Raw genomic sequence first — 19322 nt, 5'->3', positions numbered from 1 at the left:
CGTGTCATCAGTCATGGCTTTGCTTTTGGCAAAGCCAAAAAACCGCCGTAGCGATACGGCGGCGCGCTCAATACGATGAATTCAAACCAAGGTCTGTTGACATTGAGCTTGCTCGCCGCGTTGATGCGGCGGGGGGTCAAACGTCAACGGTGCCGAAATACTGCTGCAAATGTTGCTGATAGCGCAAAAGATCACCCGCAATATCCGGCTGCTTCATCACATCAAAACAAATAAACGTCGGCAATGCGCTCATTCCCAAAAATTCATTTGCCTTATGAAACGGTAAATACACCGCATCGACCCCCGCACCGGCAAAAAAATCATTTTTTTCGGTAAAAGCACTCATTGGCGCATTCCACGTCACAGAGAGTAGGTATGTTTTGCCTTGCAATAATCCACCCGATCCATATTTTTGCTCAGGATGCGAGCGTGAGCGACCATCACTGTGATAAAGCTGACCATGCCCTGCGGTAAAAACTTCATCAATGTATTTTTTCAAAATCCACGGCGCGCCCATCCACCATGCAGGCATTTGATAAATGACGGTATCTGCCCACAGCAGCTTATTAATCTCAGCTTCAAGCTCATACCCATGATCAATATGACTCACTTGAATTTCATGTCCTTGCGCTTGCAAGGTGCTCTGTGCGAAATCACTCAAGGTTTGATTCAATCGCCCCTTGGAATGCCCAAATTCTTTTGCTGCATTAATAATTAAAATCCGTGACATAGACGTCCTTTATTCTTCTTAATTTGAAGTTTAAGATCAATAACTTACCAAGAGAACAGATCAAAATAAAGGAAATAAACCCATCGATACGCATAAAAACGATGACTGGCATTCATTCAAACGCGTCTTTTTTAATCCATAACGCAGCTAGCTTGACGTGAATCTTCGCGAAGCAGATGATACTTTCACTTCAAACCTGTCGAATAGCTTACCAACACAACTCCAAACCGGCTGCTCTTTATCTAATCTATGCCTAGAAATTTATTTTTTTATCTTGTGCTCTTTTTTGCGGCTCGCTGTTTTGCCGTACCCCAAGAGATCGAGCTGGCTAACGGCGAATGGCCACCTTTACTTAGCGCATCGTTGCCACAATATGGCTACGCCAGCCAAATCGTTAGCCGCGCTTTTGCGCTAGAAAATATCCAAGTTAAATATCGATTTTATCCATGGAAAAGATCGCTCGATGAAGCGCGTCGCGGCAATGTGCAAGGCAGCTTGTTATGGATTGACAGCGCCGAGCGGCGACAAGATTTTTTATACAGCCAACCGGTTTATCGCAGCAAGGTCGTGCTGTTTTTTAATCGTGATCGACCTATTAATTGGTCACAGCTCAATGATTTAAAAGGTCGTCGACTGGGCATCACCCATGGCTACTATTACGGCGCAGCATTAAGCCAGTTATTACTTAGCCAGCAAGTGCTCAGCGATATTGGCAATAGCGATGCACAAAATTTCGCCAAACTACTCGCCAAGCGCGTTGATGGTTTTCCTTGCGAAGAAATAGTCGGCATGTACCTCATTCGTCATGCTTTAGGTGGCAAAGCGCTTGAACAATTGAGTATCAGCGCACCAATGATTCATGAAGAACCCATGTATTTATTGATTAGTCGAAAAACCCCCAATGCCGAGATGTTGCTGCAACGATTTAATCGAGGCCAGGCAAAAATGCAAGCCAGCGGAGAATTGAATGCAATTTTAGGTGCTGCCCAACAGCGCTAACACCACATCAGTGCGCGCCGCCAAGTCGCAGTGGGTGTTAGTATGGACAACTACTCACCATCTGCACCTCTGCCCCGCCGTTTACTCCTCGCCTTACACAGCGCTCTGCGCCTCGTCGGTTCGACTAGCATTCAGTGCTGCACATGCCCAAGGCTGTCATGCTCCATGCTGTCCCGTTTGGCTATCAAGTCAAACAACTCCCCGTCGCCGTCGCTGGCGGGGCCGACCTTCATATTCGTGCCTTACTCGATCGGCAGCAATTTTATGATCCACTTGGTCAAGCTGAAGCGGCAGGGATTTCTGAAGCCTGCTGGCCTTTATTTGGGCAAATTTGGCCTTCATCACAAAAACTCGCCGATTTAATGCAAAGCTACGATTTAGCCGATCGCCGTGTGCTGGAAATCGGCTGTGGCTTAGCCTTAGCCAGCTTGGTCATTCACCGGCGACTGGGCGACATTACCGCCAGCGATTGCCACCCCTTAACCGAGCAATTTCTAAATGCTAATTTACAACTCAACACGCTGCCCAAATTAAAATATCGCACCGGCAACTGGGGCCGTAGCAATCATGATTTAGGCCAATTTGATCTGATTATTGGCAGCGACGTACTGTATGAACGCGGTCATCCTGAAGTATTAGCGGCATTTATCGATCAACATGCGGCCACCAAAGCCGAGGTTTTGATCATCGATCCCAATCGCAGCAATCGCAGCGCATTTCATAAACAAATGGCCAGCCGAGGCTTTAGCCTGCACGAAACCATGCTCACCCAAGCACTGCATGACGGCAGCGCCTATCGTGGTCGACTTCTACAATATCTACGCTGTGAGCCGCAGTAAAAATGAACCATTGGGAACAAAGCCATAAGGAATGGGTCTAGTAAAAAACCACGCTATGAAGGCACACCATGCAAGCCGAACAACAACAAGCCATTCTGACCATTGCGCTACTGGCCGCCTTTGCCGATGGCCATAATGATGAACGCGAGCGCGAGCACATCCGAGGCTTGGCCCAATCTTTAGGCCAAGATAGTGGCCTTGATTTAAGTCGCTTATATCAAGATGTTTTATTCAAACGGATTGACTTGGCCTCGGTGTGCCACCAACTCAGCAGCGAAGCCGAGCGCCAGTTTGCCTATGAAATGGCGGTGTGCGTGTGTGATGCCGATGGCAGCACCAGCGCGGCAGAACAACAATTTTTAGCCGATCTTAAAACACGACTTGCGCTCAATAACCCGACAACCACGCTGTTTCAACAAGAAGCCGATACCCTAGCCGCTGCCGGACAAAGTAGCCTGCCCTTATTCAAGACCCCGCCAGTCAACGCCGTCCCCACCACCCAGCCCATCGTCGATCAAGCCGCACTCGATCGCCGTATTTTAAAATCCGCCATCCTCAATGGCGCGCTCGAAATACTGCCGCAAACATGGGCGTCGGTCGCGATTATTCCGCTGCAAATCAAGATGGTCTACAACATTGGTCAGCACTATGGTTACGAATTAGATCAAGGCCATATTCGCGAATTTTTATCCACCGTTGGCGTCGGTTTAACTTCGCAATACCTTGAACAATTTGGCCGCAAACTCATTGGGGGTTTATTTGGCAAAGTCGGCGGTAAATGGGGCAAGACTTTAGGTGGCACCGCAACCGGCATGGCTTTTTCTTTTGCCAGCACCTACGCCTTAGGGCAAGTCGCCAAACGCTATTACGCCGGTGGTCGTCAAATGAGCGCCGCTTTACTCCAGCAAAGCTTTACCGAAACACTGGCTCCTGCAAAAGATCTACAAACACAATACCTGCCAGAAATTCAGCAGCGAGCCAGTACGCTCAATGCCACAGAAATCATGGCCTTAGTGAAAGGAAAGTAATAGGTATATCGATGTAGCCCTTTTAAATAAAAGGCTGCATCGTTATACCCTTTGTACCGGCTGATTTTCGAGCATAAAAAAAACACCGCCAAGCAAAATTGGATCGATCCAATTGACACACTCAGCAAACCATCATGATGTTCATCTGACTCATCGCCTCGCCTCACCACTCAATCCATTGCCATCGATACTCAACATCCACACCAGCGCCAAGCAATATCGCCGCGCTTAAAAAACTAAAATCATCAGCACCAGCAAACCACAGCCTCACTCAAGACCGCACTCCTTTAGAACGTTGCGCCCCCTTAATCGACCATTGAGCTGAAGACAAAAACAGCGTGATATTTTTGCTTATGATGATTCATCCGCCACGGAAAACTCAACGGACAACGGATAATGTGATGAAAATCACCTGAATTTGGGTATTTTTCTATAGCTTAATGGCATAGATAGTGTTTTGATTGCCCTCATCAATTTTTATGAAAGGAATACACCATGAAACGTGCTCTTCTACCTGCGTTAGTTGCTTTCAGCTTGGTCGCAACGGGCTGCTCAAACATGTCAACAACCCAAAATTCAGTACTAGGTGCCCTCGGTGGCGCAGCCCTAGGTGCCGGGATTAGTAAAGCCTCTAAAGGCAGCCACACTGGCCGCGATGCTGCAATTGGTGCGGCAGCTGGCGCTCTAGGTGCTTACCTATGGTCATCGAATATGGAAAAACAACGCCTCGCCATGGAACAAGCAGCGCAAGGTACCGGCATTGAAGTCAGCAAAACCCCCAACAATGAATTGAAACTCGAAATCCCGGCTGATTTCTCATTTGCCGTTGGTAGCTCAACCATTAAACCGAGCATGCAGCCGATTTTGAACCGCCTAGCGCAAACACTGAATCAAAACCAATCGACTCAAGTGCGTATTGTTGGCTACACCGACAATACTGGTAGCGATGCAATCAATAATCCATTATCAGTGAATCGTGCGGCAGCAACGCGTAACTATCTCGCCAGCCAAGGCGTTGCGAGTCAGCGCATGACCATTGACGGCATGGGCTCGAGCAATCCTGTCGCCAGCAACGATACCGCTGCGGGTCGCGCACAAAATCGCCGAGTTGAAATTTTTGTTGCCGAACCTGCTCAGCAATAATCATTGCTAGCGCAATTGGGCATAAAAAAACACCGCCATTTAATATTGGCGGTGTTTTTTTATTCGCGCGTAAGACCTAAGACTTAGCCGCGGCTCGTTACCACCAATAAGTGATAACCAAATTGCGTTTTCACTGGACCTTGCACTTCATTTAATGGCGCACTGAAAACGACTTTATCAAACTCGGGCACCATCATGCCAGGGCCAAACGAGCCCAAAGCACCACCTTGTGCCGATGATGGGCAGCTTGAATTGGCTTTAGCAATGGCAGCAAAATCAGCACCGGCTAAAATTTCTTGTTTCAGTGCTTCGCACTGGGCTTCAGTTTTTACCAATAAATGGCTGGCAGTAGCTTGAACCATGAACAACTCCTACAAAGACTTGGCTTTAAAAAAAGAATATACCTAATTATTTGAATAGATGGCGATGAAAAGCATAATTTCAAGCAGCACAACCCGATTCAATCGATCAGCAACATTGCCATTTCCAAGCAGGAAATTCTGCAGCAAAAATACATCAACATATAAGTAAAAACCCATGCCTTATTACGTATCATTTATAATTTATGACAAAATAATTTTGATGTTAGTTTGAGGAAAGGCATTACATGGACCTAGAAGAATTTTTTGAACACTTTGCAACGGTCTATACCAAGCTCGATGTCGATGGCGTGTGCAATCTGTTTGCCATGCCTTTTTTTACACTGATCAACGAAGAACGCACCGACTGGCCAGAGATGGAAACGCTACGCGATACCACGCAAGCTTTATTTACTTGGTACGCAGCACAAGGCTTTCACGATGCTACCTATACCGTGCTCAGCCTCATGCAAATCAACCATGATTTAGCCAGTGCCCAGCTGCGTTGGCGCGTCATTCGCAATGATGGCATTCCATGGGAATACCAAACCAGCTATCACCTCAAGCGCATCGAACAAACGTGGAAAATCGCCGGGGTGATTCAATTTGAAAATGGCGCGGCAGCACAAAAAATTCATTTTTATGATCCAGAGCGTCGCAAGCAGCAAGCGCTGTTATTGGATGTAGATCGCCGCAAGCAACAAGCCCCGCTGTTGGTACAAGCTGAAGACGCACTGCGCGACATCATTCACCGACCCACTCAGCACTCATAAATCCGGCTGTTTATTTTATACAACAGCGCGTAGTTAGTTTTTACTGACTACATCAGTTTGAGCTTATATATAAACCATATGTCATTGCCACCGGGTGTCATCATGGAAAATATAATTTATTCAAAAACTCAAATCGGTCAACATGAGATCACCCAGCGCAGCGGCTTAATCAGTCAAAAAGAGCGCCAAACCTTGCTCTTGATTGATGGTCGCCGATCTCAGCATGCTTTAATCGACATGATGCCGCAGGTCGATATACTCAATACGCTCTTAAAGCTGCAACACCTCGGATTAATCCGCTCAACCCCTGCGGAACAAGCCCTCAATCAGCACGCATTGACAGCCCCCAGCACCCTCACGCCCGATTTAGTGCAAGACCTCAAGCAACAGCGCCAAATCGAAGCCGCACGCCAAGTCATTATGCAAGTAACACAGGAATATCTCGGACAAAATTGGGAAAATCGTTTGGCTGAATTACTAAGTACCGTTCGCCGTGCGGAAGATTTTGCGCCGATTGTCGAGCAATGGGCAGTTGCACTGCGCCGTTCAGGTTATCGCGGTGCCGCAGATTTAGGCGAGCGAGAAATCAAGGCCGTATTGGCACACTAAAGCCAGCGACAAGCAAAGAGGAGGCAATGGGGTATTAACAGCCAGCCTTTATAAATAAAGCGCTAGCAACAAATACGTCAAAGTAATAGGCAATAAAAAAGAGCCGCATCGCGACTCTTTTTTATACAATTCTTGGCAGGGGAAGAAGGATTCGAACCTTCGCATGCTGGAATCAAAATCCAGTGCCTTAACCAACTTGGCGACTCCCCTAGCGACTAGCCTTGTTGACTGTGTGAATCACATTCATCAAGTTAGGGGGCGGATAATACCCTATATTTTTTAAAACCGTAAGCCTTTTTTAAATTATTTTGGTTTTTTTTCCCACTCTGATAAAAATCAGTACCTTAGGGTCTGTTGACATTTGGTTTGCCAACCGCGTTTGCGCGGATTTTGGCCTGAGGCAAGGCACGAAGCGCGCAGCGTAGTCATTCTACGCCAGCGCTTGGTAACGCAGCATCAGGCTGACTTTATTTTAAAAAATCTGCCGCCAAACCCTAAGGGCTGGGCGCTTTTCGCGGCGACTCTGTGTTGTAGCAAGCTCACATAGAATGCTATGCATCGCTTACTGCGCCTTGATTCGCCGCGAAAATCGATCCAGCGCGGCGGGAAACCAAACGTCAACAGACCCTAGCACTCAACAATTTATTCAACATCGCCCGCCTATCCAAACTTCACGATAGAATGAAGCCGCTTTCCCACTCGGACTTTTTTTTGAATGTCGCATCATGATTTAGCTCCCCCTGCTCAAACGCGCCAACACTGGCTGCTGCAGGCGCTTATCTTGGCGATTTTATTGCACCTGCTGGTATTGCTGATTCCGGCCCAAGCGCCGCAAAAAGCCAAGGTCGCCAGCGGTGGTGCCATCGAGATGACGCTGCAGCAACGGCAAACACCGAAAGCCCCTCCGCCCGAGCCTAGCCCACCATTAATGACCAAAGCGGCGAGCGCCGAAAAACCGCGGTATCGCGCCAAACCGGCACCCAAAAAAATCGTCGCCGCCAGCATGGTCAAAACCAGCGCAGCGCCGAGTAATCAAAAAGAAGTTGAAATCGCCGGACTAGATACTGCACTCGGCACCAGCCGACAAGGCCAACCATTACTCACGCACTACGCCGATATTAAGCACCTCGAAGCGCCGCAAGCCGAAGACGGCGCGATTCGCAGCCAAAGCTCAGACAAAAACAAAGCGATTTTTGGTCTTTGGGAGCGACAAATTCGGCAGAAAGTAGAACGCATCGGCCAGCAAAACTTCCCGCGAGATGACAATGGCCGCGCCCTATTTGGCTTAATGCAATTTCGCGTCATCCTCAATGCCGACGGTAGCATTGCTGCGCTCAGCCTCACCCGAGAATCGGGCAACCTCAAGCTGGATCAAGATGCCTTGCAAATCATCCGACTTGCCGCGCCGTTTGGCCCGGTGCCAGTCGAATTGCTCGATGCCAACCGGCAGATTATGTTGCTACGCTACTATGAATTTGTCGATGAACGCCACGTGCGCTGGAAACAATAATGTCGCCAACCGAGCTTAAAATTCGAGACCTACAGTGCCAGCAATGTGGCCAACAATTTCGCTGCGGTAGCGGTGGCCGCAAAGGCGGCTGCTGGTGTATGGACCAGCCACACGGTCTACCACTACCCAGCCAAGGTGATTGCTATTGTCCGCAATGCCTTAGCGATATCGTTCGCACACACGGCATGATTCAAGTGCCGGCGAACGATCCACCCACTTAACAGCGTCGATGATCATAAAAAATATGTGAGCCCATCACCTTGGTTCGCTCAATCGACGCCGAGCGTGACCAGCTCGGACTCACGCTCTTAGCGTGATACAACAATGAGCCATTCGGTTTTGCGCCCTGCGCGATATAGTTTTCGACCAAGGTTTTGACCTTGGCATACGTTTTGGGCTCAATCGCTTTGGCGGCCGACAAGGTGCGTGGCGTGCCACGCTGCCAAGTCCACGAAAACTGTTTGCGTTGATACACCACGCCGTGCACGGTATCGGGATAACACGCCGAACCCACTCGCGCCATCGTCACGCCTAACACCGCCAAAATACCAGCATTCGATTCGCCACGCGCCTCATTAAACGCATTCAAAATCAGCGCATCAATGTCTTTTTGGCTAAACACATAATCACTATCCTTACACACCTTCGCCTCAGACACCACCGAAGCCGCCGAAGCTTTCACGCCCGATGCTGCTGATGCCTGCGACTTATCGCGCAGTTTATTTGCGCCCTCACTGGCAATCTGCTGCGCGGCCATTGGCTGGCTTGGCGCAGCTTCATTCAATGCACAGCCAGCAATAAAACTACACGCCACTAAAATTGTTGTCAGTTGAACTGCTATCCCCACTCACTCTCCTTTTGCTCGCATTCATCCATCACAACGGAATAGAACGCGACACCATTCAAACAGGGTGTTATGCATTTGTTCTAAAATAACCCTGCGCATCTTAAGGAGAAAACTGATTATTTTCAGTGACATAGTTACACCAACCCCAGCAAAACCATGCTAAATGCATTGGATCTGTGTACTTTTATACAGAGGATTCTTAAAAATAGACCCGATATGTAGACGAGCTGCGATACGGTCAGGACTTAAAAAATCAATCCAATGACCAACTCACCCCCGATTTTTCCGCTCGTTTCATTCCATGCCAATAAAAAAAAGCACCCTGAATTAAGCTGCTTTTCGCCTAAACCTAAAACCAAATACCGCGATGAATCGACCCCAGTGCAGATGCAAGCAACACTTAGACCAGAGCCAAATACCGTATGTGATCCAAGCCAAAAATCACCATCATTTGGCTGCGCACAGCAAAAAATCAAACCCAATCATCTTGCTCTCGCTTTCTACTGTCGACAGCACTGTTTAAGTAAAAACCAAGGCGTTCACCACTGAAATTTAATCACTACCAAACACATTCCCCCAGTCACTGCGATCCAATTCACCCCTGTTCCTTAATAGAGAAAAGGCTGCGCGACTGACGAACAAGGCGCATGGTTGGATCAAAAAAGCGATTTAACGCAGAATAAGAACAGAGCAAATTTATGGCGAGCACTCCAAATAATGAAGCATTTATCAACACACCAGACAAAAACGACCATCGATTTAGCCCGTTAAAACGCCGATCCGGCTTGCTGCAAAAAATCTAATTCCTCGGCACTGGAGACTCGACCCAAAATCGCATTGCGATGCGGATAGCGACCAAAGCGTTGAATAATCTGTTGATGTTGCAGTTCAAATGCCAATGAATTGGGCAAACCCAGCGCGGTAAATAAAGTGAGCGCCTGTTGATGAATCAGCAACGATTCACTGTGCATCCAAGGCAGATACAAAAAACTAGTTTGAATCGGCGTTAATTGCGCCACAGCCCCCGCCGCAATTGCCGTTTGCGCCAAGGCCAATGCTTGCGGGTCTTGAGCAAACGCTTCGGGCCGGTCGCGATAGATATTGCGCGAGAACTGATCCAACACGATAACCTCCGCCAAGCGCCCCGCAGCGCTGTCACGCCAAGTAAACAGCTCGCCGCGTTTGGCCGCCGTATGCAAAGCCAAAAACCGCTGTTCAACCAAGCGATCAAACTCACCGTTTTTCGCCCACCATAACGCAGGATCAATCTCATGAAACCAAAAATCCAACACCGCTTGCGCTTGATTCATCTCTCTCACCTTATGAATGCAACAATATGTCCATCTTAGCCACAACAGCTGGCGCTATCATCGCCAAACTATGTCTATTAAAACGCCAATCAGCCCAGAACAACGTTTGCTGTTTTTGCAGCAAAATCCAAGCTTTAGCCAACTCTGTGCCGCCTGTCCCGCGCAATGGCAGGCGGTTCGCGAGGAACTGGAAGGCGTTTTTGCCCGGCAAGATGCTGCAGAAATCAAAGCCCTCATTCGCCAATCGAGCACTCGCATCGATTACCACGCGCATTTTTTATCCGGCGAGCGACACGGCCGGGCTTTTGCTGAGCTCGTCAGCCAACAAGAACGGCAACGCTTAATCGAGCTGGCGTTGCGCCAATATGCTTTTTCAGTGGCCACTGGCGTTAGCCAAGGCAAGGTTCGGTTTAATTTATGGAATGGCTTGATTGCCCAGCGCTTATTATTTGAGCGCGATTTAGTTCGCAAACCGGTATCGATGCAGCGCTTTAAATGGACTTGGCCGCTGATTAGTCAAAAGCATTTATTAATGCCTCTGGTCGCTAAACGCGGGATTTATTGTTTTTACAGCCAAGAGCTCATTGCCGGTTTAGCCCAACTGATTGGTCAGCAACCCTGCCTTGAAATCGCCGCTGGCGACGGCACTTTAAGCCGATTTTTACGCCAACACCACGTCGACATCACCGCTTGTGATGACTTTAGCTGGCGACAAGTCGTCGATTATCCGGCTGACGTATTACAACTGGATGCCAGTGCTGCGCTTAAACGCTTTCCAAGCAAAGTGGTTGTATGCTGCTGGCCACCGGCGGGGAATACCTTTGAAAAACAGATTTTTCGTCAGCGCGAAGTGCAAACCTATATTGTCATCGGCAGCCGCTCGCGCTTTATTACCGGCAATTGGGACGAATATCAGGCGCAATCGGCATTTGACTGGCAAGAACGCCGTGATTTAAGCCAATTAGTGCTGCCGCCAGAGCTTGGCGCTGGGGTTTGGGTATTTCAAAGAAAAGCTCAATGAATCCGCTCAATTTTAAAGCCTTGCTTGGCCAATAAAAATAACAAGCTATTTTTGCCCACCATATGCAAGCTACCTACAGCAGCAAAAATACTAGCGCCTTCACGATGTAATTGTGTAATCCCATTGGCCAAACCCGGATTGCGCTCATCCAGTAAGCGCAGCATATCGGCTTCTTGCTTTGGAGCATGGTTACAACACCACTGTTCATACTGCGCTAAGGTCGTCAAATCCGAGTCAGCCCACAGTTTGACCAACTTTAATGCAATCGCCTGATCTTCCTGACTTTCTAATTGCTGCAAGGCCAGCTCATAATCCTCGGCACTCACCGCTGAGTCTGTCCCCAATAAAGCCTGCATCTGTATCGCCGCGGTTTCTAATCCTAGAATTTTTTGCTGCCCAGCCTGCGCCAAACCCAGCAACATCGGCTCGGAACCATATTCAGCCTCTAAACCCAATGGCCGCAAACCCAGCACGCCAATGCTCATCAACAGCAAAGCCGGATGCATCGTCTGCGCCATGCTCGCAGGTAAACAAACTTGCGCCAACTGGGCGTCCAACCGCGACTGTAAATGAGCGGGAACTTGACCGGCGCCCATTCGCGCCCATTGAGCCAGCTCCACCTGCGTTTTGGCATCGCTTAAATCCAGCTCTAAAGCCAAAATACTGCTGCGCTGCAGTGCTTGTTTAACCTTGGGCCCCGGAAAAAACCCAGCCAAAGCATTGACATGAATCGTGCCATACAACCACGAATCATGGCCGTCTTTGCTGATTTTCCACAAAAACCCTTGGTCTTTCGCCGCCGCCTGCAGTTTTTGCAGCTCACTCGCGCTCGGCGCAATGGGCGGCGGCAAACATTCAGCATGCAATAGCGAACTAAACAGCACTATGCAGAGCAAGCCACCCCAACGTCTCATCGCCATCAAATTTCCTTCAGTACCGGTATATGCCGTTTAGAAAACAATCACTGCATCTGCTTTTGCAGCATACTGCGGTGCGGCCTGCAGCCAGTAGGTGTTTGCATAAAATAACAGGTATTTAATTACAAGCTTTGATTAATAAGGCTTAGATTCATATACCCACGATTATTTTTATCTATTTAGACTTGATATGGATGGTTTAACATCACTCCGCAAATCACCATTTAAACATCGCCGACAAAACCCGATTAACGTTTAAGGTGCGCCGCACCTGCGCGGATTCAAACGAACGAAGTCGCGCCCAGCGTCCATCAAACCAAATCGCACTGTGCTTGAACTGCATACAAATGCGTTAAGTGTTGTTGAGCGTAAGCTTTAGCGGTGTGATAGCCCAGTTGATACAAGCGCGTTAAATTACTGCGCGACCAATCAAACACATCCGGTAAAGCTTCATGCGGTACGGCTTCGAGCAAAGGTACTTTGTGCAAAGTAATTCCTTCGCCATGTAGCGCCTCAAAAATTTTAACGTCATCGCGCGCAATCTCAACCAAGGGCGTGATGATCGACATCACCCACGCGTCGTACAAATCTTTGGGTTTACGCAATAGTTTTTCGGCGCCAAGCAGATCAAAAATAACGATTTCTTCCAGCTCGGGATAGTTTTTACGCAAATCTTTAAAGTTCAAACAATCAATCGCCGCGCCTTCCATATAAAAATCGCCGTCAATCTCGGTCGGCGCATAGAGCAATGGAAACGATAGCGCCGCCTGCAATTGCTGCACGCCGATTTTTTGCCGTGGCCAATTGGCCATTTCATGCTGACTCAGGTTATACGCATTCACCCAGATATCCGTTCCCGGCTGTTGCAAGCGTGCAAAATCAATCACGTCTTCCACAAAAGGCGCGTGTGCACACAAGCCTAAAGAGCGCGTATTCACATCACTTGGACATCCACTCGCAATGCCCAGCTGGGTGGCGTCTTTGAGCGTTTGCGACAAAGGATCTTGCGGCTGCCATTGCGCCAACATGGCTTGCAAAGGCGCCGTCATTTGCCGGTAGCCATCGGCCATATTGCCGGGTTTATTAAAGACTTTAAAATTAACGGGAAAAGCGCGATATAAAAAATCGGCAATCCCCATTTCCTGTAAGCCACGTAATGTTTTAACTGGGTCGGCGTTTTTGGGGGCCAAATACATCAACCCTAGCAAAGCACCTGCTCCCGCCGTGGAGATCACATCAAATTGCAGGCCAAGCTCATGAAAGGCCTCTAAAGCGCCAGCCACCAGCGTTGCATTCGGTGCGCCGCCGCTAATAATCAGTGCCGTTTTTGCCATGCTGAATCTCCAAAGGGTTGAGTCTGACTTATACCTTTTGCCAAAATTTACAGCAACCATTGTTTTCTACATGATCATTGCGATAGGCAGCGCGTAGCAAATCTGCGATTATGCTGACATAAATGACAGGAATCACCGATGGAAACCGCACTTTTCTTACTTGTCCCAATGGCTTTTATTGCTGGCTTAATCGATGCGGCGGTCGGCGGCGGCGGTTTGATTTTATTGCCCAGCTTACTCACTGCCCTACCCAAAGAACTACCTGCGGCCTTACTTGGTAGCAATAAATTTACTGCCGTATGGGGTACTGCTTCAGCCGCCTTTAGCTATGTACGCCGCATACGTATACCCTGGAAAGTGATTCTGCCTGCGGCAGCGACCGCTTTTATTGGCTCTTTAGCTGGCGCTCGAATCACCCATTACTTACCCGCCGATATCATTCGGCCGCTGGTGATTGTTTTACTGGCAGTGATGCTAGTTTATACCTGGCGCAAACCCAACTTTGGTGAGGAAGATGCCGGCCGAATTTTAACCCGTCGCGATTTAATCCTCGGAATGGTGATGGGCGCAGCGATTGGTTTTTACGATGGTTTGTTTGGCCCGGGCACCGGCTCATTTTTGATGTTTTTATTTGTGCGCTTTTTCCATTTCGATTTTTTACGCGCTAGCGCCAGCGCCAAAATCGTTAATTTAGCGACCAATATCGCCGCTTTATTGTTCTTTATTCCCGCCAAACTGGTGCTATTTAGCTATGCCATCCCCATGGCCATGGCCAATATTGCTGGCGCACAAGTAGGTAGTTATTTGGCATTTCGCGGTGGCAATGCTTGGATACGCCGCTTATTTTTAATGCTGGCTGTTAGCTTATTGGCCAAATTAATATGGCAACAATATGGCTAATCATCCGGAAATACTTTCAAACTTCAAAAAGAAAACAATGTTGTTTTGAAAGCACTTTTTATGATGAAGTCTATACTCAAGCATTCATCCGCTCTGCTTGGGATTCAATTATGCGGCAAACCGATCAAACCTTACTCGAACAGATGAGGATCACTGAGTTTGACATCAGTCACCGAAAAACGTTGGTCGGACTCAACGGCGAAGACATCGCCTTACTGCTGCATTTTAAAACGACGGTCATTGCCAATCTAGATATCCTTGTCAGGCAATTTTATGATTTACAAACCAGCATTCCAGAAATTGCGTTACTCATCGGCGATCTCGATACTTTAGATCGCTTACGTAATGCCCAAAGAAAATACATCCTCGATTTATTCAGCGGCATTTACAACCTAGATTACGTTAACAATCGTTTACGCATTGGTCTGGTGCACAAACGAATCGGCGTTGAACCTAAGCTCTATCTCTCAGGCATTCATACCCTCAAACAATTATTACTTGAGCTCATCTATACCACCTCAATCGGTAAAGAACATGAGCGCAATAATCTGAGCTTGGCGCTAGAAAAATTGTTTATGTTTGATATCACCTTGGTGTTTGAAACCTATATTCGCAGCTTGGTGGCTGAAATCGAAAGCTCAAAAAATAAATCCGAAGACTACGCTCGATCACTCGAAGACAAGGTACGAGAACGCACCCAGCAGCTCGAAGAATTGATCCGCACCGACCCATTAACCGGCCTGCTCAATGTGCGTGATCTGCATGAAACCCTGACCCGCATGCTACGCGCCGCTGAACGACGCGCGGAGTCGGTGGCGGTGGTCTACATCGACGTCAATGACTTCAAACAAATTAACGATGTGCATGGCCACACCAAAGGCGATGAAGTATTACGTTATGTCGCCAGGTCAATTAAGCAGATTTCGCGTAGCGATGATTACTGTTTTCGCTATGGCGGAGATGAGTTTTGTATCTTAATGAGTCGTTGCAATAAAATTGAAGCCGAGGCGGTTTATTTACGCCGATTGTTTGAAGAAATGTACAAATCAGAAGACTGCGTTTCACTCAGCATAGGTTGCGCTGCAACCGGGCCAGAACACTATGTATCAGGCATCGAGCTGATCGAAAAAGCCGATCAACAAATGTATGCCATGAAACATATTTACAAAGAATCCAAACAACTTGCCCAGAGCCTAAGCAATGAGCCAACAACAAAATAACAGCTTATCCACAATTTTACACACAGCTGAATAAAAAATAGCACTGACAAGGTATGTTAATACAAACCAATTAAATAATAGCTTGTATAGATATACCCTTGTAAAAATAAAAAATAGACGGCGTTAAAAGCAGAAAATAACAACCTAATTACTGAGTTATCCACAAATTAGCTTCAGGATCATTTGAATGCTTTTATTGCAAAACCAGCGACAACCGCAGCACTGTAACACCGCAGACACCGGCTAAATTGATCAGGAGCGCATCATGCAAGCGATTCAAACCAAAGGCAAAGTCAATATTTTATCGCGAGTGGATTTTATTCGCTTAGCCACCACCGATATGGCACAAGCCGTCATTTTTTTAACTTACGATACCACCGATGAACGCACCACGAAGTCGCGCAATGCTTTGCTCGATTATTTAAGTGATATTGGGATGAATATCGAAGCACAGGCCATTGAAGCGCACAAATCAATTATTCTATTTGAATTTGCCAGTGATGCCGTTCGCGCATGGCAACAAATCAATGATCATAGCCACGCCGTTGCTGCCCATGTGTTTTGGCATGGTTTACAAGATGACGCCGTACATGAAGCCATTTTAGCCGCCAAACCTAAATCAGTTAGCCCGTTAATTCACCCATAGTATAAAGCGCTAGGCCATATGTATCATGACCTAGCGAGCTATACCTTAATTTATTGATTCAAAGCGTTGAGTTGACGCTCACTTGATTGAGCAAAATAAAACCACTCATTACCAGGCACCGCACTCGGGTTTGGAAACAATACAAAACCGTCGCACGGCGCGAGCTCCTGCTGACCGTCATGGCGCAAGCCAATCACTTCACCGGCCTGAACCGGATCAAAGCTTGCCCAAGTTTTCACAAAAACATCCCCCGCATGATGTCGATCAATCACACGGCTAATCTTTAAAAATTCAATTTCCGTTTGCACCGGCGCAGCAGGTACATCGGCTAATTGCAAGCAGGCAATCGCATTGCGAATCCCCTGATAAGCCACTTCAGGCGAGCTCGCATCCGCATGTTGACCACACTCCAAAGTCAGCGAATAACCGCCATGGGCACGCATGTATTCGGTGGTTCCCACGCCGTAACTCGGATCAGTATTGAGTAAATGCGAACGCTCACACTGCGGCGTATACGCCAATCGCTGCTTCACCCCTTCGGCATAAGTACACAGCCAACCTTCCACAATCCGATGCGGCCCTAAGCGAGTCGCCAATGCTTCTTCTTGTTTGGCCAAAGCAAAAGGCTGCAAATCACCGTCATTGTTTTCAGGGCCAAGCATGATAAATGCTTCACCGGGATTATTCGTCGAATGCAAATCCAGCAAAACATCATGATCTGCCAACAACGGACAGAGCGCATTAGCAATCCGATCCTCAAAATCCAATGGCTGATCAGTCATCCGCAAATTACGATTCAGATTTCGGTCGCCATTGCGCTGCTGCTGTTCAAATGCCAGCGGATTGGTAATCGGCACAAAGGTAATTCGACCGCGCTGCAAATGCAAAGCACCAGAATCGAGTTCAGCCATCACGCGGGCGATGGCTTTAGTACCGCAATCTTCATTACCATGCACCGCCCCAAGTACGATTAAGCTCGGACCCGCATCCAAAGCAGAATAAGTAAACGACTTCAAATGAAGGCGTTGATAAGGCAATAAATCCGCAGCACTCGTCATATAAACCTCAGAACAAAAACAAATCGTGCCCGAATTATCAGCCGAATTAATCTTGCTGTATATCATCAAGCCTAAAAATTTAAATAAAAAAAGCCTCTTCAAAGAAGAGGCTTAAATACAAAATTCATTTTATTCATCTTGCGAAAAACGTAATGCTTGTGGATATGGAAAAAAATCCTCCACAATACCGTTTTTAATTCGCATTTTGGTATCTTGCCAAAATTTGGGCGTTAATAGATCCGCATGATATTGATTAAATGCCAGCTTCACATCCGGCCGAGCCAATAAGAAACTACCAAACTCTTCTGGATACACCTCATTTTTATTACCGCTAAACCAAGTTTCACCACTCATTTCAAATTCTGGCGTTGGTGGTGGTGGAATCCGCCGAAAATCGCAATCGGTCATATATTCGATTTCATCATAATCATAAAACACCACCCGCCCTGCACGAGTCACACCGAAATTCTTAAATAACATATCCCCAGGGAAAATATTAGCAATGGCCAATTCACGCAAGGCATTACCATAATCACGAATCACCGCCTCCACCTCTTGATCTTTACGGTGCTCAATATACAAATTAAGTGGTTTCATTCGGCACTCAATATACATATGCCGAAACACAATAGAATCGCCATCTTCTTCCACAATCGATGGCGCTAATTGCTGCATTTCAGCCAACAGCGCAGGATCAAAACGCGACCGTGGTAAAGCAACATCGGAAAACTCTAAAGAATCAGCCATACGCCCGACACGATCATGCTGCTTAACCAATAGATATTTCATCCGCACAGTGGCTCGATCCACTTCTTTTGGCGGCGCAAATATGTCTTTAATAATTTTAAATACAAAGGGAAAAGACGGTAAGGTAAAGACAATCATCACCATGCCTTTTGTTCCCGGGGCACTCACAAATGGATCAGAAGAATGGCGTAAATGATGAATTAATTCACGATAAAACATCGTTTTACCTTGCTTGCCCAATCCCAGCATGGTGTACAACTCTGCACGCGATTTGCCCGGAATTAAATCATGCAAAAATTGCACATAGGCCGATGGCACTTCCATATCGACCAAAAAATAAGCCCGAGATAATGAAAATAATTGGCGAATATGTACTATTTCAAATAAAGCGGCATCAACGTAAAGCTGATTATTTTGATTTCGATATAAGGGAATCGCAAATGGAATTTCCAACTCACCATGCGTTGCCTTACCAATAATGTAGGCGGCTTTGCTTCGATAAAAAGGCGATGCCAAAACTTCAATATGCGAATTAAACTCAGGCGATAGCTTCTTCGCTAAATGATGACGTAATGTCGATAAAATCCGCATTACATCGCGATCCAAATCAACAAAGGATAAATTCCAAGAAAAATCCAATAGTATCTGTTTAAACGTAGCCACTAATCCTAAATCATTCACATAATAGCTACGATAGGTCGCCTCTGACTCTTCAATATACTCAGTAGAAACAGCCGGGCGATAAAAAATAAAATCATTATGAAAATAAGTTCGGTGCAAAATTCGACAACACACCGAATTAAAAAATGTTTCCGCAAGTTCAATCTGTTGATGATTCAGCAACAAAGCAATATATTGCTGCTTTACCGCAGACCACATCAAATCAGATAACGTTTCTGCAGCAAATTCTTGTTTCAAGCGTGATACGCTTTCCAATACACGCGCATCATAAAAAGTAATCCGATTTCGCACACTATTTCTTTGTGCGATGACATCACCGGCTTCAAAATTAAATTTAGCCATACAGCTAGCTTCACGAAACAAAGCATAATGATGATTAAAACCATCAAGCAAAGCCTGAGCAATTGCCGCTGCACGTAAAATATCCAGGGTAGATAAAGGAGAAACAGCAACATTCATAATGTGTCTCAAAATGAAATAATCAATTCATTCTAGCCAATTTGAATTATTGCGACGCAACAAAATGCTCAGTTAGACATATACGTTGCATATAAGTCTCACGGACAGCAAAAAGCCCGACTCTTTCGAATCGGGCTTTCTGGTATGGGGAGTCTGGCAATGACCTACTTTCACACGGGCAATCCGCACTAT

At 47.0% G+C, this 19322-nt stretch carries 20 protein-coding genes and 1 tRNA gene; 12 read left to right on the top strand and 9 right to left on the bottom strand.

Annotated elements, in window-relative coordinates; genetic code table 11:
* Positions 1–136: 136 nt before the first annotated feature.
* Positions 137–730, bottom strand: coding sequence for an NAD(P)H-dependent oxidoreductase (locus tag LG219_RS13600; RefSeq protein WP_226764999.1), 594 nt, complete (start codon positions 728–730; stop codon positions 137–139).
* Between the two features lie 249 nt (positions 731–979).
* Between LG219_RS13600 and LG219_RS13595 the strand changes: the two genes are divergently transcribed.
* From LG219_RS13595 to LG219_RS13580, 4 genes are all read left to right on the top strand, one after another.
* Positions 980–1729, top strand: coding sequence for a substrate-binding periplasmic protein (locus LG219_RS13595; RefSeq protein WP_226764998.1), 750 nt, complete (start codon positions 980–982; stop codon positions 1727–1729).
* A 158-nt stretch (positions 1730–1887) separates the two neighbouring features.
* Positions 1888–2568, top strand: a complete 681-nt coding sequence (locus LG219_RS13590) for a class I SAM-dependent methyltransferase (protein WP_226764997.1) — start codon at positions 1888–1890, stop codon at positions 2566–2568.
* 68 nt (positions 2569–2636) lie between these two features.
* Positions 2637–3596 (top strand): YcjF family protein, encoded by a 960-nt coding sequence (locus LG219_RS13585; RefSeq protein ID WP_226764996.1) that lies wholly within the window; start codon positions 2637–2639, stop codon positions 3594–3596.
* Positions 3597–4091: 495 nt separating this feature from the next.
* On the top strand, positions 4092–4739 hold the full coding sequence (locus tag LG219_RS13580; RefSeq protein WP_226764995.1) for a YiaD family glycine zipper/OmpA-like lipoprotein: 648 nt from the start codon (positions 4092–4094) through the stop codon (positions 4737–4739).
* Positions 4740–4822: 83 nt separating this feature from the next.
* On the opposite strand, the gene LG219_RS13575 is transcribed toward LG219_RS13580, so the two are convergent.
* Positions 4823–5101: a peptidylprolyl isomerase gene (locus LG219_RS13575; RefSeq protein WP_226764994.1), complete on the bottom strand. Its 279-nt coding sequence runs from the start codon at positions 5099–5101 to the stop codon at positions 4823–4825.
* Positions 5102–5346: 245 nt separating this feature from the next.
* Between LG219_RS13575 and LG219_RS13570 the strand changes: the two genes are divergently transcribed.
* Together LG219_RS13570 and LG219_RS13565 are read left to right on the top strand one after the other, a co-directional pair.
* The gene (locus LG219_RS13570) at positions 5347–5871 is read left to right on the top strand and encodes a DUF6841 family protein (protein WP_226764993.1); all 525 of its coding nucleotides are present in this window, start codon (positions 5347–5349) and stop codon (positions 5869–5871) included.
* Between the two features lie 102 nt (positions 5872–5973).
* Complete coding sequence (locus LG219_RS13565; RefSeq protein ID WP_226764992.1) at positions 5974–6480, top strand: hypothetical protein; 507 nt, start codon at positions 5974–5976, stop codon at positions 6478–6480.
* A 133-nt stretch (positions 6481–6613) separates the two neighbouring features.
* On the opposite strand, the gene LG219_RS13560 is transcribed toward LG219_RS13565, so the two are convergent.
* Positions 6614–6690, bottom strand: a tRNA-Gln gene (locus LG219_RS13560).
* Positions 6691–7195: 505 nt separating this feature from the next.
* Here LG219_RS13560 and LG219_RS13555 point away from each other — a divergent pair.
* Positions 7196–7990: a TonB C-terminal domain-containing protein gene (locus tag LG219_RS13555; protein WP_226764991.1), complete on the top strand. Its 795-nt coding sequence runs from the start codon at positions 7196–7198 to the stop codon at positions 7988–7990.
* Positions 7990–8211 carry a cysteine-rich CWC family protein gene (locus LG219_RS13550; protein WP_226764990.1) on the top strand — a complete coding sequence of 74 codons (222 nt, stop codon included), beginning with the start codon at positions 7990–7992 and terminating at the stop codon, positions 8209–8211. The genes LG219_RS13555 and LG219_RS13550 overlap by 1 nt, the downstream gene beginning before the upstream one ends.
* On the opposite strand, the gene LG219_RS15455 is transcribed toward LG219_RS13550, so the two are convergent.
* A complete protein-coding gene (locus LG219_RS15455; RefSeq protein ID WP_226764989.1) occupies positions 8208–8837 on the bottom strand; it encodes a cell wall hydrolase in 630 nt (209 codons plus the stop codon). The genes LG219_RS13550 and LG219_RS15455 overlap by 4 nt on opposite strands.
* Before the next feature lie 767 nt (positions 8838–9604).
* Positions 9605–10147, bottom strand: a complete 543-nt coding sequence (locus tag LG219_RS13540; RefSeq protein WP_226764988.1) for a DUF924 family protein — start codon at positions 10145–10147, stop codon at positions 9605–9607.
* Positions 10148–10217: 70 nt separating this feature from the next.
* Here LG219_RS13540 and LG219_RS13535 point away from each other — a divergent pair, with 70 nt between their 5' ends.
* Positions 10218–11168 (top strand): hypothetical protein, encoded by a 951-nt coding sequence (locus tag LG219_RS13535; protein WP_226764987.1) that lies wholly within the window; start codon positions 10218–10220, stop codon positions 11166–11168.
* On the opposite strand, the gene LG219_RS13530 is transcribed toward LG219_RS13535, so the two are convergent.
* Positions 11162–12088 (bottom strand): TraB/GumN family protein, encoded by a 927-nt coding sequence (locus LG219_RS13530; protein ID WP_226764986.1) that lies wholly within the window; start codon positions 12086–12088, stop codon positions 11162–11164. The two genes, LG219_RS13535 and LG219_RS13530, sit on opposite strands and share 7 nt — an antisense overlap.
* A gap of 308 nt (positions 12089–12396) precedes the next feature.
* Positions 12397–13419, bottom strand: a complete 1023-nt coding sequence (locus tag LG219_RS13525; protein WP_226764985.1) for a patatin-like phospholipase family protein — start codon at positions 13417–13419, stop codon at positions 12397–12399.
* Positions 13420–13557: 138 nt separating this feature from the next.
* On the opposite strand from LG219_RS13525, the gene LG219_RS13520 reads away from it, so the two are divergent.
* The 3 genes from LG219_RS13520 (at position 13558) to LG219_RS13510 (ending at position 16185) form a co-directional block, all read left to right on the top strand.
* A complete protein-coding gene (locus tag LG219_RS13520) occupies positions 13558–14319 on the top strand; it encodes a sulfite exporter TauE/SafE family protein (RefSeq protein ID WP_226764984.1) in 762 nt (253 codons plus the stop codon).
* A gap of 110 nt (positions 14320–14429) precedes the next feature.
* Entirely contained in the window at positions 14430–15539 is a 1110-nt protein-coding gene (locus tag LG219_RS13515) for a GGDEF domain-containing protein (RefSeq protein WP_226764983.1), read from the top strand.
* Between the two features lie 265 nt (positions 15540–15804).
* A complete protein-coding gene (locus LG219_RS13510; protein ID WP_226764982.1) occupies positions 15805–16185 on the top strand; it encodes a hypothetical protein in 381 nt (126 codons plus the stop codon).
* A gap of 50 nt (positions 16186–16235) precedes the next feature.
* On the opposite strand, the gene LG219_RS13505 is transcribed toward LG219_RS13510, so the two are convergent.
* Together LG219_RS13505 and aceK are read right to left on the bottom strand one after the other, a co-directional pair.
* Complete coding sequence (locus LG219_RS13505; RefSeq protein WP_226764981.1) at positions 16236–17243, bottom strand: M14 family metallopeptidase; 1008 nt, start codon at positions 17241–17243, stop codon at positions 16236–16238.
* A 129-nt stretch (positions 17244–17372) separates the two neighbouring features.
* Positions 17373–19130, bottom strand: a complete 1758-nt coding sequence (gene aceK / locus LG219_RS13500) for a bifunctional isocitrate dehydrogenase kinase/phosphatase (protein ID WP_226764980.1) — start codon at positions 19128–19130, stop codon at positions 17373–17375.
* Positions 19131–19322 lie beyond the last annotated feature (192 nt).

This window comes from Deefgea salmonis (assembly GCF_020531905.1).
Classification (GTDB): Bacteria; Pseudomonadota; Gammaproteobacteria; order Burkholderiales; family Chitinibacteraceae; genus Deefgea; species Deefgea salmonis.
The sequence above is the reverse complement of the archived record's forward strand: the minus strand, read 5'-3'. Positions and strand labels throughout refer to the sequence as shown.

Bases quoted from the DNA above. Each gene is read 5' to 3' on its own strand.
- LG219_RS13600 (WP_226764999.1), bottom strand. From the start codon at position 730: ATGTCACGGATTTTAATTATTAATGCAGCAAAAGAATTTGGGCATTCC.
- LG219_RS13595 (WP_226764998.1), top strand. From the start codon at position 980: ATGCCTAGAAATTTATTTTTTTATCTTGTGCTCTTTTTTGCGGCTCGC.
- LG219_RS13590 (WP_226764997.1), top strand. From the start codon at position 1,888: ATGCTCCATGCTGTCCCGTTTGGCTATCAAGTCAAACAACTCCCCGTC.
- LG219_RS13585 (WP_226764996.1), top strand. From the start codon at position 2,637: ATGCAAGCCGAACAACAACAAGCCATTCTGACCATTGCGCTACTGGCC.
- LG219_RS13580 (WP_226764995.1), top strand. From the start codon at position 4,092: ATGAAACGTGCTCTTCTACCTGCGTTAGTTGCTTTCAGCTTGGTCGCA.
- LG219_RS13575 (WP_226764994.1), bottom strand. From the start codon at position 5,101: ATGGTTCAAGCTACTGCCAGCCATTTATTGGTAAAAACTGAAGCCCAG.
- LG219_RS13570 (WP_226764993.1), top strand. From the start codon at position 5,347: ATGGACCTAGAAGAATTTTTTGAACACTTTGCAACGGTCTATACCAAG.
- LG219_RS13565 (WP_226764992.1), top strand. From the start codon at position 5,974: ATGGAAAATATAATTTATTCAAAAACTCAAATCGGTCAACATGAGATC.
- LG219_RS13555 (WP_226764991.1), top strand. From the start codon at position 7,196: ATGTCGCATCATGATTTAGCTCCCCCTGCTCAAACGCGCCAACACTGG.
- LG219_RS13550 (WP_226764990.1), top strand. From the start codon at position 7,990: ATGTCGCCAACCGAGCTTAAAATTCGAGACCTACAGTGCCAGCAATGT.
- LG219_RS13540 (WP_226764988.1), bottom strand. From the start codon at position 10,147: ATGAATCAAGCGCAAGCGGTGTTGGATTTTTGGTTTCATGAGATTGAT.
- LG219_RS13535 (WP_226764987.1), top strand. From the start codon at position 10,218: ATGTCTATTAAAACGCCAATCAGCCCAGAACAACGTTTGCTGTTTTTG.
- LG219_RS13530 (WP_226764986.1), bottom strand. From the start codon at position 12,088: ATGGCGATGAGACGTTGGGGTGGCTTGCTCTGCATAGTGCTGTTTAGT.
- LG219_RS13525 (WP_226764985.1), bottom strand. From the start codon at position 13,419: ATGGCAAAAACGGCACTGATTATTAGCGGCGGCGCACCGAATGCAACG.
- LG219_RS13520 (WP_226764984.1), top strand. From the start codon at position 13,558: ATGGAAACCGCACTTTTCTTACTTGTCCCAATGGCTTTTATTGCTGGC.
- LG219_RS13515 (WP_226764983.1), top strand. From the start codon at position 14,430: ATGCGGCAAACCGATCAAACCTTACTCGAACAGATGAGGATCACTGAG.
- LG219_RS13510 (WP_226764982.1), top strand. From the start codon at position 15,805: ATGCAAGCGATTCAAACCAAAGGCAAAGTCAATATTTTATCGCGAGTG.
- LG219_RS13505 (WP_226764981.1), bottom strand. From the start codon at position 17,243: ATGACGAGTGCTGCGGATTTATTGCCTTATCAACGCCTTCATTTGAAG.
- aceK (WP_226764980.1), bottom strand. From the start codon at position 19,130: ATGAATGTTGCTGTTTCTCCTTTATCTACCCTGGATATTTTACGTGCA.